The 12622-nt window shown below is 44.8% G+C and carries 11 protein-coding genes and 2 tRNA genes; 2 read left to right on the forward strand and 11 right to left on the reverse strand.

Annotation, left to right across the window (positions count from 1 at the left end):
• Positions 1-90 precede the first annotated feature (90 nt).
• The 11 genes from GXO74_03985 to GXO74_04035 all read right to left on the reverse strand — a co-directional run bounded on the left by GXO74_03985 (position 91) and on the right by GXO74_04035 (position 8406).
• A complete protein-coding gene (locus GXO74_03985; GenBank protein NOZ60821.1) occupies positions 91-759 on the reverse strand; it encodes a restriction endonuclease in 669 nt (222 codons plus the stop codon).
• A 25-nt stretch (positions 760-784) separates the two neighbouring features.
• Positions 785-1663, reverse strand: a complete 879-nt coding sequence (locus GXO74_03990) for a DUF58 domain-containing protein (GenBank protein NOZ60822.1) — start codon at positions 1661-1663, stop codon at positions 785-787.
• A gap of 52 nt (positions 1664-1715) precedes the next feature.
• The gene (locus GXO74_03995) at positions 1716-2705 is read right to left on the reverse strand and encodes a MoxR family ATPase (GenBank protein NOZ60823.1); all 990 of its coding nucleotides are present in this window, start codon (positions 2703-2705) and stop codon (positions 1716-1718) included.
• A 270-nt stretch (positions 2706-2975) separates the two neighbouring features.
• Positions 2976-4004, reverse strand: a complete 1029-nt coding sequence (locus GXO74_04000) for a protein BatD (GenBank protein ID NOZ60824.1) — start codon at positions 4002-4004, stop codon at positions 2976-2978.
• Between the two features lie 235 nt (positions 4005-4239).
• A complete protein-coding gene (locus GXO74_04005; GenBank protein ID NOZ60825.1) occupies positions 4240-4743 on the reverse strand; it encodes a tetratricopeptide repeat protein in 504 nt (167 codons plus the stop codon).
• Between the two features lie 318 nt (positions 4744-5061).
• A complete protein-coding gene (locus GXO74_04010; protein NOZ60826.1) occupies positions 5062-5643 on the reverse strand; it encodes a hypothetical protein in 582 nt (193 codons plus the stop codon).
• A gap of 332 nt (positions 5644-5975) precedes the next feature.
• Complete coding sequence (locus GXO74_04015; protein NOZ60827.1) at positions 5976-7205, reverse strand: HlyC/CorC family transporter; 1230 nt, start codon at positions 7203-7205, stop codon at positions 5976-5978.
• Between the two features lie 8 nt (positions 7206-7213).
• Entirely contained in the window at positions 7214-7822 is a 609-nt protein-coding gene (locus GXO74_04020) for a YigZ family protein (protein NOZ60828.1), read from the reverse strand.
• A gap of 60 nt (positions 7823-7882) precedes the next feature.
• Positions 7883-7957: transfer RNA gene (locus GXO74_04025), tRNA-Asp, on the reverse strand.
• Between the two features lie 51 nt (positions 7958-8008).
• A tRNA-Val gene (locus tag GXO74_04030) sits at positions 8009-8083 on the reverse strand.
• Positions 8084-8124: 41 nt separating this feature from the next.
• The gene (locus tag GXO74_04035) at positions 8125-8406 is read right to left on the reverse strand and encodes a DUF3098 domain-containing protein (protein NOZ60829.1); all 282 of its coding nucleotides are present in this window, start codon (positions 8404-8406) and stop codon (positions 8125-8127) included.
• Positions 8407-8801: 395 nt separating this feature from the next.
• Between GXO74_04035 and efp the strand changes: the two genes are divergently transcribed.
• Positions 8802-9359 (forward strand): elongation factor P, encoded by a 558-nt coding sequence (gene efp, locus GXO74_04040; protein NOZ60830.1) that lies wholly within the window; start codon positions 8802-8804, stop codon positions 9357-9359.
• 271 nt (positions 9360-9630) lie between these two features.
• On the forward strand, positions 9631-12252 hold the full coding sequence (locus tag GXO74_04045) for a S9 family peptidase (GenBank protein ID NOZ60831.1): 2622 nt from the start codon (positions 9631-9633) through the stop codon (positions 12250-12252).
• Positions 12253-12622: the final 370 nt, after the last annotated feature.

Genomic DNA, 12622 nt, shown 5'->3' on the forward strand with positions numbered 1-12622 from the left:
TTGATGGTCTCTGCAATCCCTGAGTTTTTCATCTAAAAATACGATATGATCATATTTCATGTATTTTCTTGCCTGTTCCATCAATTTGCCTTAATCATTTTTAATAATTTTTACTATTCCTTCAACATCTTCGTCCAATCTGACTATTCTTCCATATTGCAATCGCCACTGCAAAGCATTCGATACGGTGAGATAACCTTGCGCAGGCGGAGTAGTCAATATCTCTTGTGCCAGTTTCTCTAATGTTATCTCATCAGCAGGTAAGTTTTTATCCATTAAATAGGCGACTATATCTTCCGAATTTGCACCGTCTTTTACCATTTGCCTCAATGTTTTTGTCAGCATAAAATCTGCTGTTCTATTTTTATAAATAAAGGAGCAATTCTGGAAATCCATCATGGCTCCTTGTTTTTGATGATCATCAATTTTCTCGTAAACAAACAGGAGTAGATTATAACCAAGACCAAATATTTTTTGCCTTGCAGATCGAAAAGGGCACGACGACTGAGGCTGCTTAATCGACGTAACCTTCATGTCTGTATTCAATACTTTGTCAGGAAAATCAATCCCAGTAGCTGAAGACCCTTTTTCATAATCATATTTTGAAAATAAATAATTTTGAAATTTGTGTTCAATATAGGTTCCGACAGCTTTTCCATCAGTCACACCGAACAGATCAGGATTTTCATATTTTGATTCTGTCACACAAAATTTCTTCGCTTCTTGAATCAAAGTAGCAACTGTCAATTTAGATTTCATTTGTGACCCTTTTGCTATTTAAAAATCACCGAAATCTTTTCGCGCGCACACGGAAAAATTTTATCAATGGCTCGATGTACGGTTTATCGGTTCGAATGTCGATGTGATCGATATTGATCGAACGAAACAGCCGTTCTCGCGATTTAATATCGCCCGTCGTGTTCCGCTGATAAAGTTGGCGCACGCTGCCTACGGACGTGTCCACCAGCACGATTTCGCCGGTTTCGGCGTCTTCCAATTCAACAAAACCCACATTGGGCATTTCCACTTCGCGGGGATCGGTCACGGTAATAGCGACGACGTCATGGCGGCGATTAGCAATTTGCAGGGCTTTTTCATAATCGGCGTTGATGAAATCCGACACCAGAAACACCACACTTCTGCGGCGCGTGACGCGATTCAGATATTCCAACGCGCCGGCGATGTCTGTTTTTGTCCCTTCCGGTTTATGGTAGAGCAGCTCGCGAATCACGCGCAACACGTGGGATTTTCCTTTTTTGGGCGGGATAAATTTTTCGATCCGATCTGTGAAAATAACCAACCCGACCTTGTCGTTATTTTTTATGGCGGAAAAAGCCAGCAATGCGCAAATTTCCGTAGCGATCTCGGCCTTCATCCGCTCAAAAGTGCCAAATTCTCCGGATGAACTCACATCAACCAACAGCATCACCGTCAACTCACGCTCTTCTTCAAAGACTTTCACAAACGGATGTCCCATGCGCGCGGTCACGTTCCAGTCGATAGTGCGAATGTCGTCGCCAGGCTGGTATTCGCGCACTTCAGAAAATTCCATGCCCCGACCTTTGAATACGGAATGATATTCGCCGGAAAACACGTCGTTGACCAGACCGCGTGTCATGATCTCGATTCGCTTGACTTTTTTCAATATCTCTTTTGGAATCATAAGCCACAACTTCTGTTTTCAAAATTTTCGATTTTTTCCTACTGAATGAAAATCACGGCACTTCGATTCGATTCAAAATTTTTCGCACGACGTCTTCGGCAGTCACTTCTTCGGCTTCAGCTTCGTAAGTGACAATGACACGATGACGCAGCACATCCATGCCGATTGCCCGAACATCTTCCGGCGTGACGTAGCCGCGATGGCGCAAAAACGCGTGGGCTTTGGCTGCCATTTTCAAATAAATCGACGCGCGCGGCGAGGCGCCGTACTGAATCAAACCTGTCAAATCCGACAACCCGTAATCGCCGGGTGTGCGCGTCGCAAAAACAATATCGACAATGTAGCGTTCAATTTTTTCGTCCATGTAAATTTCGCTGACAACAGATCGGCCTTTGATGATATCTTTCGGCTTGACCACCGCTTTGGCAACCGGGATTTTTTCCTGCGTCATCCGCCGCATAATTTCCAGCTCTTCCTCTTTACTGGGATAACCGACAGACAACTTGAGCATGAAACGGTCGATTTGCGCTTCCGGTAAAGGATAGGTTCCTTCCTGCTCAATCGGGTTCTGCGTCGCCAAAACTAAAAACGGATCGTCCAGTTTGAACGTGGTTTCGCCGATAGTTACCTGTCGCTCCTGCATCGCTTCCAACAGAGCAGACTGCACTTTTGCCGGCGAGCGGTTGATTTCATCGGCAAGAATCAAATTGGCGAAAATCGGTCCCTTTTTGGTGGAAAATTCGCCCGATTTTTGGTCGTAAATCAAAGTACCGATCAAATCTGCCGGCAGCAAATCCGGGGTAAACTGAATTCTTTGGAATTTAGTCTGAATTGTATTGGCCAGTGTTTTGACCGCCATTGTTTTTGCCAGGCCGGGGACGCCTTCCAGATGAATGTGACCGTTGCAAAGCAAGCCAATGAGCAGACGCTCAATCATATATTTCTGGCCGACAATGACTTTTCCCACTTCGTCGGTGATTTTATCGACAAACTGGCTTTCTTTTTGAATCTTTTCATTTAGCGCCTGAATATCAACGTTCATTTTTCCTCCTGTGATATCCAATTTTGTGTCCGTTCGAAAAAGTGATATTTAAAAATTCTGATAATTACTCTTCTCTAGCGCAGCAAGCGGCATAATTTCACCGCAAAGGCATAAAGTTCGCAAAGAAAAAAACGAATTATTATGCCTTGCGTCACTCGCATTTTTGCCGTACCGAAAACCTTTTCAAAAAAATCGAAGAAATGATTTGTAATACGATAACCCATGAGCAAATTCGCTAATCATTCATACCAAATTTTTGCTTCAAAACCACTAAATTCCCATTTTTTTCTCTGGACTTCTGTGCCTTTGAAAAGCGAAAAAATCACGATTCCCCCGCTTCGCTATTGCCATTTTGCATGTGATTTTTTTCCAGAATGGATTCAAACGAATGGATTCAAACAAGGTATAAAGCCGTTGGTACTCGCTGACGTCTCCCTGACTGCCGGAAAATTTTGCCAGATCGCAGGTGCGCAGCACTTCATCGATCATGTCAACCATATTTTTTTCCACGTCGTCCCTTTTGGACAGCGACTTCAAAATTTCATCTGTCGTCAACTCCAGCGCGTCGATTCTGTATTTTCGTTTCAAATATCTTCTTGTAATTTTAGAGAGCACATAATATCCCTGATTCAAATTGGGAGCCACAGTGTCCGCAGAGAGAGATTGGTGCAGTGTTTCCAGAAATTCTTCTTCCAAAGACTTTACCGGAACGTAAAACTGTTTTCGTTTTCGCTTCTCTAACTTTTTTTTGACAAAAGAAGCAACGCCGCCTCCGACCACAATTGGCAAAGCCACAGCAAGCAGCCAGAACAATAAACCGCGTCCGGAATTCGGCTCCGGTTCCGACTCCACGACTTCCACGTTGATGCGATTGGTCGTCAGCGAATGGCCTTCGCCGGTCGTGCTGTCGATATATTTCACTATCACGCCTTCGATGTAAGCCATGCCCAACGTTTTGGGTTTGAGGATAAATTCGTAAGTCCGAGCGGCTTTTGCGACGCCGCCTTCTGAAGTGCGAAAATCAGCGCTGGAGGTCGAATAAATTTCCAGATTATTGAGGATCGGATCTTCCAGTTCGCTGATTTGATAGCGGCTCACATCGCCGGACCATTCCACGCGCACGGTCAATTTCAGCGTTCGATTGAGCGGCACCTGTTTTCGATCTACTGTGCTCGTAATGCGAATTTCCGATGAAACTGTCGCAGCCGTTGAATCCTGCGCTTGAGCGGAAAAATTAAAAAACGCCATGAATAGCAGTAGCAAAAAAATAATCGACAAAGCAGACGCGATTTTCTTCATCGTACCCTCTTGTAAATTATCCAAATAATGTGACGAATCACGCAGTCAAAAAGTTTTAATTGAAAGAAAAAAACAGGCAGCTTTTTGAAAAACTGTGCTGTGAGGCAAAAGAAAATATCATTGTGAGCCTTGTGCAATACTCAAAATGATAGCCAACGTTTCCGAGAACAACATGATGGTGCTCGCTGCATTTTCGGGGCGGAAACAATTTTCTCCGCCGTTTTCAACGGAACCGTTATTTCGTATCCGCCTTATCGCTCTGAAAAAGATCGATTTCATTAATATCCTGGCCTAAATGATCCAACTCCCATTTGACGGAAGTCACCAATTCGTGATTCGGATATTTTTCGATGAATTTTTCATAATAGACTTTGGCACTGTCCAGATTTTTGATGTTATTCGCAAAATGGAAGCCAATCATAAAAAGCGACTGGGCGGCAATTGGGCTATCGGGGCGAATCTGAATGAGTCTTTCGTGGGCGCGGACGGCTTGCTCATAATCACTCAAATTGTTAGAGTAAATCTGACCAATTTGGAAGAGAACCGAATCCACTTCCGACGCCTGAGGATATTCCTGTACTAATTTATTCAGCGTTTCAACCGCCTTGGCAAAATCCTCAGCTTTTTCGAAACTGAGCGCTTCGGCTAAAAGCTGCTCTTTCGTCTTCTTTTGACCGCAGCTAACGATAATGGAAACAAATAACAGAAAAATAATACCAACAGTAGCGACGCGTTTCATAAGTGAACCTCCCTAAATAGTGTTGTTCAGCGGTTCTGGTATCCAATTGGTGGATGAATTGTGAATTGCCCTAATTTTAAAATTTCAAATATGATAAAGCAAAAAATGTTAACAAAATTTCAACTTCTATCATTTCAAAAAGTTCCGCCCGCAAAATTTATTTGTCGTAAGCACCGGACGCCAACGGGACAAATTCAAAATAACAAAAGACACTAAAAATGGCTTGATCAAATAACTATTCAATCAAGCCATTGGTTTCATTTTTTTTGAAATTTTTTTTAGGAGAAAATGAAATAACAAAATTGACGCTGCGCTATTTCATGGTTTTTTGTTGAGTTGTGTAACGTCGAATTCGACAAGAATTCGGTCGCTGTTTTTGGCAAATTTTGTGGCTGGCGAGACGTATCCTGATTTTTCCGGTTTCCCGACGCGAAATGCGCGAATCAATTTCAACAGTAAAATCAGCGCGACTGTTCCTGCCAGCACCGGTAAAATCATTTGATTGAAACCAATGAAAAAGAAAATTAACTGCATCACGAACCAATTGAGCGATTGGTGTTGCTGACGGAGCGCCATCGGCGGCTTTTCGTTGAGTGCAATTTTCATTGTCTGTTTTGCTCGCAGACGAAAAATGGACCCTTGGTCGGGAATAATCAGATCCGTACTTTTGATCTTTTCGAGAGGTCGAAACTCCAACGCGCGATTGACCAATGCTAATTCCTCAGCAAACTCAGTCGTGCCATAGTAGCGTTCTGATAGTTGGCGAAAAAAATCGTCCCGAGACATCGCGCCCACCGTTAACGATTTGCCCCATTTTGCCCGATGCACGCCGGTTATTTTTGACCCGAAACTAACAAATGACGCCATCGCCACCAAAAGTAAAATCATTTTTATCCGCATCACATCCTCCGCATTTTTTCCCGGACAAAATGCAAAGCTAATGCCAGCGCTGAACGATTCTCTTGTCTAATGTGATAACTAATTGATTATTATTAAATTAAACAATTGTTTTTTCAAAACTTCTTCTTTGAAATGTAGTTACAAATGACGACCAATCGGGTAAAATTTGCTCCGTTAGCATTTTTGGCATTGCTAACTGACTAATTCCAATTAAATTAAATGTACTTTCAAAACAGGTAATTTTTACACCCATAATTTGGCCGACACAGGGAATTTGTTACACAATTTGGCGAGAAATCAAAAATTAGCGAGGAAACGCAGGGATTTAAAAATCATTTTTTTATCAGACGCACGCGAATCACTCGGCGTTGATCCGCTTTTTCAATTTTAATGCGGTAACGTTCCGTGTCCAAAACTTCTCCTTCTTTTGCAATATGTCCCAATTGCTCAATGACAAAGCCGCCGATGGTGGAGTATGACTCTTGCTCGGGAAGATTCAAATTGAATTTTTCGTTTATCTCGTCGATTTCGGCGCGCGCGTCGATACTGATGGTGTTAGCATTCAGCCGGCGGTACATTTTTTCGTGGTCGATATCGAATTCGTCATAAATTTCTCCGACCAGTTCCTCAACCAGGTCCTCGACAGTAATCAGCCCGGCTGTGCCGCCGTACTCGTCCAGCACAATGGCGATACTCATTTTCTTTTGTTTGAATTCTACTAATAACCTGAAGGCCGGTTTTGAATCCGGAACAAAAATTGGTTCTTTCAAAATTTCACGCAGCGATTCAGGTTCGGTCAGGAGGTCTTTGGCGTAAACGATGCCAATGATATTGTCGATGGAATCTTCGTAAACGGGCAAGCGGGAGAAGCCAGATTTGCTAAAAGCAGTGCTCAATCTTTCAATGGAAATATTTTTCGGAACCGCAACAATCTCGGTTCTCGGCACCATGGAATCCTTCAACCGCGTCTTGCGAAGATCAAAAATTCTGCCGATCAGACGGCTCTCTTTGGATTTAATGGCGCCGCCTTTCTCGCTTTCACGCAGCACTCTGACGATGTCTTTTCTGGTGAAAACCGTCTGGAAATCGGCTTGCGTCTTCAAGTTTAACCTTTTGAGAAAAAAATTAGTGAAACCCAACAACAGGAAATTGACGGGCGCAAACAGAAATTTAAAAATTTTCAGCAGCGCCCCGGTCAGCGGCAGCAGTTGATTGGAAAATTCCTGCCCCAGAGATTTGGGAATAATTTCGCCGAACAGCAGCAGCGCGCTCGTGGAAATCAACACGATGACAAATTCATCGACCGAATTTTTCAGCGACAAAACTACCAGAGTGGAAAAAAGCACGCTGGACAAATTTGTACCCACCAACGTGGTAACAATAAAAGTTTCCGGCTTACTGATAAAATGATAAATTCGGCGGATGCTTTTCACGCGTCGGCGAAAGAGGATTTCGCTACGAAGCCGACTCGCCGACAAAAAGACAGTCTCTGTCCCGGAGAAATAGGCCGACATCAGCAAAGCGAAAAAAATCAGCCCTAAATGTATTTCCAGCGAACTCATCTCTATTTTCACAAAAAAGTTAATTTATCAGACGTCACTTCAACTAATTGGTTTTTGAAATCATCCGCAATCGAACGGCGCACAGAAACGAGCAGTTGGCTGGCTTGACCATATCGCGAATCTTCTACTCTTGCGTCGAATTGAGAGAGCGCGCGCATCACGGCGCCGGTCAAATCATACGGAAAAACAATGCGAAAACTCTCGTAAATGTACCGCTTCTCAATCCGGCAATTCTCCAGCGCCGCACGCGTGCAATCGGAATAGGCGCGAATCAAACCGCCTTTCCCCAACTTGGTCCCGCCAAAATATCTGGTCGCGACCACGGCGACGAAATTGAGACCTTGTCCCTGAATGACCGAGAGAATGGGCTGTCCCGCTGTGCCGGCAGGCTCGCCGTCATCATGGAAACGGCTGATTTGCTGCGGCGGAAATCCGACGACATAGGCGAAACAGTTGTGCGTTGCGTTGTGGTAATGATTAGAAATTTTGTGAATAAAATCTCTCGCTGCTTGTTCGTCGGCGATCTGAGCCGCTGTGCCAATAAAGCGAGATCCTTTGATTTTTATCTCCGCTGGTTTCGCGGCGACAATGGTAAAATATTCATCGTCTTTTTTCATGCGGCGTATTTCCGAAATACAAAAAAGGGCTACCTTCGCGAGATAGCCCTTTCCCATGAGCGGGGTCGACGGGGCTCGAACCCGCGACCTCCGGCTTGACAGGCCGGTGTGCTAACCAGGCTGCACCACGACCCCGTTCGTTCTCATTTTTGGACACCGACTCCAAGCCAGCGCCTCATATTGATGTGGGCGGTACTGGGCTCGAACCAGTGACCCCCTGCTTGTAAGGCAGGTACTCTAAACCAACTGAGCTAACCGCCCAGGATTTATCGCCATGTTTTTAATTTTCAAATCTGAAATTACTACTGCTGATTTTCCGCAATGCCTTCTTTGGGTTCGCTGACTGCTGCCGTTTTTCTGTGATAAATAATCGCCAATGGAAACAGCACACAATAGCTCACGACAAGCAGAATCGGCGCCAACGTCAGCGACCAGAAACTCTCCGCCGGGCCTTGCGCCATGAAAATATACCCCAAAATTGTCACGAAAACGCCGATCAAAAAAATAATGTAATTTTCTCTTCCGAATGGCAGCTCGTAACGAAAAGGCTTTTTCTTTTTTGTATGTTTTAGTTTCTTTGCCATAGCGCGCTAAATATAATCAAATAGAATGAAATAGTCAAGAAAAAAGATGAAAATTTTCTAAAAATTTGCTTGAGCAGAAAAGATTGTCTCTTCACTGAAGCAAATGATTCCGATTCATTTTTTTTCAGCGCGCCGTCACGCGACTTTTCCTGTCCAGAACATGAAAGAAATTCTTGATTTTTCTTTTTTAATTTTGTATTTTCAATTATCTTTAAGCTAACCATTCAAAAGCCGCGAACCTTTGAATGGTCATTGCTTTATTACCGCAAAGAACGCAAAGCATGATAATTGTTTTTCCCTTTGCGCTTTTGCGGTGAAATTATGAACTTGCTGCGCTGGCGCTTTAAGCGAAAATTAAAATTCAAAGATAATCGCAAAAATAGAAGGAGAAATCTATGGCTTCAATTTCTGAATTTCGTCGCGGTATGGCGATCATGTTCAATAACGACATCTATTTGATCACAGAATTTCAGCACGTTACCCAAAGCCGCGGCAGAGCAATGGTGCGCACGAAACTGAAAAATGTAAAAACGGGACGCGTCATTGACAACACGTTTCGCGAAACCGACAAAGTCGAAGCCGTGCGGCTCGATGAAAAAGAGATGCAATATTTGTATTCGGACTCCGAAAATTTTCATTTTATGGATACCGAAACTTTTGAACAAATCCCCCTGCCTGCCGAGATGATTGAAGATCAGAAAAAATTTCTAACAGAAGGCATGTTAGTAAAAGTGCTCTTTCACGGTGACACGCCCATCACTTCGGAACTGCCGACAACCGTGGAACTCAAAGTCGTCGAAGCCGAGCCTGCTGTCAAAGGCGACACTGCCGGAAATGTGACAAAATGGATCACACTGGAAACAAACGCCAGACTGGAAGTTCCGCCCTTTATTAATGAAGGCGACACAATTCGCATCGACACACGCAGCGGCGAATATGTCTCTCGCGCTTGAAAAAAGGTTTATTCGTTTCATTTCAATTGCAGTCATCCGGATTTTTTCGCGCATGGCTGCACGCAAAGTTCTAACCTGATTTATCCGGCAAGTCCATTTTCTATCCATGCGGTGAGATGTGAGTTTGTTATTTTCAGGACAAAATTTTTTCGAGAATTTTGTTTTCATTTCAAAAAAAAACGCCAAAAACGTTAAACTTTCTCGCTCTGGTCGCGTCATTTTTTCAAAAACGATGGGTTCGGATATTTCAAAAACCACGGAGAAACTCGCCATGCTCACAAAATCATCCGTTCGTACCGCATTTGCTTTTTTGTTCCTTCTTATTTTCAGCCTCTCTCTTTTCGCAGCGGAAGACAGCAACAACATCGTTGCCACCAAATGGCTCATTCTCGGACCTGTGAAAACGCCTCTACCGATCTTTCACGACAGAAAAAATTTTGCCGGCAAAAAATTCGGGATCAATAATTTGCTGGAATTCGAACATTTTGATTTGAGCAAAATACCTCCTGCCGAAGGCAAAACGATCACTGGGTACGGAAAACAAAAATTGCGCTGGACAGTCCGGGCAGATTCCTCGCTGCAGATCGTTCCGCTGAATCAAAAGATGCCGCAAAAAGCATTCGCCGCCGCCTATTTGACTGCAAACAGATGGCTCGAAATAAAATTGACGGTAGAAAATCCGCACCTGCAAATCATCTATTTTGACGGCAAGGAAATCGGCAGGCGAAATAAAGCAAACGCCAACGAAAAAACTTTAGCCCAAACAAAAGCAACCATCAAAGTGGAGCCGGGAAAGCATCTGCTTTTAATCAAAACCGTGTTCGATCCGAAGTGCAACGCTCCCTGGGAAATCTCTGCCAGCGCCTCGTTCCCGAAAAATTTTGCTGCGAGCGATTTGAGCTGGTCAACCGAGCCCACGCATTTCATGAACATCCGAAATTTGCTGGACGAACCGGAAATCTCCAACCTGTCCCTGTCTCCCGACGGCAAATTGGTCGCGATGACGCTGCGAAAAAGTCTGCCGCCCGGCGACAAATACGAAAGCTGGCTGGAAATTCGCCGCTATTCCGACGGCAAGCTGCTACGCTCATTTCGCGGCATGGCTCGAATCAGCCAATTCCAATGGGCGCCGCTGAAAAATCGCTACTCCTATTTGACATCCAATGCCCGGGGGAGAACGCTGTGGATTTCCGATCTGCAAACCGGCGAAAAAATTGCTTTGCTCAAAAAAATTCAAAATTTCAAATCGTACCGCTGGGCGCCCGACGGATCATTTCTGATTTACAGCGTGACGGAAAAGTACCCCGCACCAAAGACCAAATTGAAAAAATTGGAAGGCATGCCCGACCGGCTACCCGGCTGGCGCGACAGGGATTTTCTCTACCGCGTGAATTTCCCCGACGGCGCAAAAATGCGTCTCACCAGCGGATTGGAAAGCACCAATCTGAACGACATCAGCCCTGACGGTAAAAAAATTCTCTTCACCATTTCCAAAGCCGACTTCTCCGAGCGGCCTTATGAAAAAAGCACACTCTATTCATTGAATCCGGAAACTTTGGCCATCGATTCCATCTGGACGGAGAAATGGCAGGGCAGCGTGCAATGGTCGCCGGACGGGAAAAAATTGCTCGTCACCGGCGGGCCGTCCATGTTCGAAAAAATTGGCACGAATCTTCCCGACGACGTGATTCCCAATGATTATGACACGCAGGCCTACATTTACGATTTGCAGACAAAAAAAGTCGACCCCATCACGCTGAATTTTGCCCCGACGATCAACCGGGCATTTTGGCAGCCGATTGGCAACAAAATCTATTTCGTCGCCACAGACCGCAGCGACGTCTCGCTTTTTCGCTACGATGTCAAACGTAAAACTTTCAAAAAAATTGACACCAACACCGAGGTAATTGGGGCAATCGATTTCGCAGAAAAAAAACCGGTTGCTGTTTTTACCGGCAGCAGCGCAAACGTGCCCTGGAAGAGTTACCGCGTCAATTTGAAAACGGACAAAACTGATCCGTTATTCGATCCCGCGGTCAAAGATTTTGCCAATGTGCATTTCGGCGAAGTCAAACGCTGGACTTTCAGAAACAAATTCGGCGATGACATCGAAGGACGCGTTTACTTTCCGCCGAATTTTGATGCCAATAAAAAATACCCCGGCATCGTTTACTACTACGGCGGAACCACGCCGGTAACGCGCAATTTCGGCGGCAGATACCCGATGAATCTCTACGCCGCCCACGGCTACGTGGTGTACGTGCTGCAACCGAGCGGCGCTGTCGGTTTCGGACAAAAATTTTCCGCCCGCCATGTGAACGACTGGGGCAAAATTGTCGCCGACGAAATCATCGACGGCGTGAAAAAATTTCTGCCGGCGCACCCGTTCGTTGATCCCCATCGCGTGGGCTGCATGGGCGCTTCCTACGGCGGATTCATGACCATGCTGCTGCAAACAAAAACCGACATGTTCGCTGCCGCCATCGCTCACGCCGGCATCAGCATGATTCCCAGCTACTGGGGCGAAGGCTACTGGGGCTATCTCTACAGCGCCGTTGCCACCGCCAACAGTTTTCCCTGGAACCGACGCGACATTTACGTCGATCAAAGTCCGCTGTTCCATGCCGACAAAATCAAAACGCCGCTGCTTTTGCTCCAGGGCACAGTGGACACCAATGTTCCGCCAGGCGAAAGTATTCAGCTCTACACGGCGTTGAAATTGCTGGGCAGACCCGTGGAATTAGTCCAGATTCAGGGACAGAACCACCACATCATGGCTTACGGCCGAAGAAAACTGTGGACAAAAACGATCCTCGCCTGGTTCGACCGCTGGCTCAAAGATCAGCCGCAATGGTGGGAAGATTTGTATCCGCCGCATGGAGGAGAGGAATAATCGACGACAAGAGCTAAAAGCCCGCTTTCTTGAAGAAATCGGGCTTTTTTGTTACAGAGATACTAATGTGCCCTATCCAAAAAACAACATACAGATCAGAATAGCGAGCGCAATTTTTTTCAGTTATTATGATTTTTTTTTGCTTGACAAATCGGATTCTTTTTGTTATTATAAAACAACAAGAGTTTCGAATTACGAGCTGTTGAATGGAAGTGCTATTCTTTAGATGAAATACGGTGCTGACGTATGTCCATTGGATAATAAAAAAATTTGTTCTTTTCATACAAAGCAACCCCAAAAATTGTCCAATATTGGAAAAAATGTCTATATTTAGAGAACTTTTTCTAATATTAGAAAAAAATCCCTAAAT

It is taken from the genome of Calditrichota bacterium (assembly GCA_013152715.1).
Classification (GTDB): Bacteria; Zhuqueibacterota; Zhuqueibacteria; order Thermofontimicrobiales; family Thermofontimicrobiaceae; genus 4484-87.

Coding starts and splice junctions, on each gene's coding strand:
- GXO74_04015 (NOZ60827.1), bottom strand. CDS start 7,205: ATGAGTTCGCTGGAAATACATTTAGGGCTGATTTTTTTCGCTTTGCTG.
- GXO74_03990 (NOZ60822.1), bottom strand. CDS start 1,663: ATGATTCCAAAAGAGATATTGAAAAAAGTCAAGCGAATCGAGATCATG.
- efp (NOZ60830.1), top strand. CDS start 8,802: ATGGCTTCAATTTCTGAATTTCGTCGCGGTATGGCGATCATGTTCAAT.
- GXO74_03995 (NOZ60823.1), bottom strand. CDS start 2,705: ATGAACGTTGATATTCAGGCGCTAAATGAAAAGATTCAAAAAGAAAGC.
- GXO74_04005 (NOZ60825.1), bottom strand. CDS start 4,743: ATGAAACGCGTCGCTACTGTTGGTATTATTTTTCTGTTATTTGTTTCC.
- GXO74_03985 (NOZ60821.1), bottom strand. CDS start 759: ATGAAATCTAAATTGACAGTTGCTACTTTGATTCAAGAAGCGAAGAAA.
- GXO74_04035 (NOZ60829.1), bottom strand. CDS start 8,406: ATGGCAAAGAAACTAAAACATACAAAAAAGAAAAAGCCTTTTCGTTAC.
- GXO74_04045 (NOZ60831.1), top strand. CDS start 9,631: ATGCTCACAAAATCATCCGTTCGTACCGCATTTGCTTTTTTGTTCCTT.
- GXO74_04000 (NOZ60824.1), bottom strand. CDS start 4,004: ATGAAGAAAATCGCGTCTGCTTTGTCGATTATTTTTTTGCTACTGCTA.
- GXO74_04020 (NOZ60828.1), bottom strand. CDS start 7,822: ATGAAAAAAGACGATGAATATTTTACCATTGTCGCCGCGAAACCAGCG.
- GXO74_04010 (NOZ60826.1), bottom strand. CDS start 5,643: ATGCGGATAAAAATGATTTTACTTTTGGTGGCGATGGCGTCATTTGTT.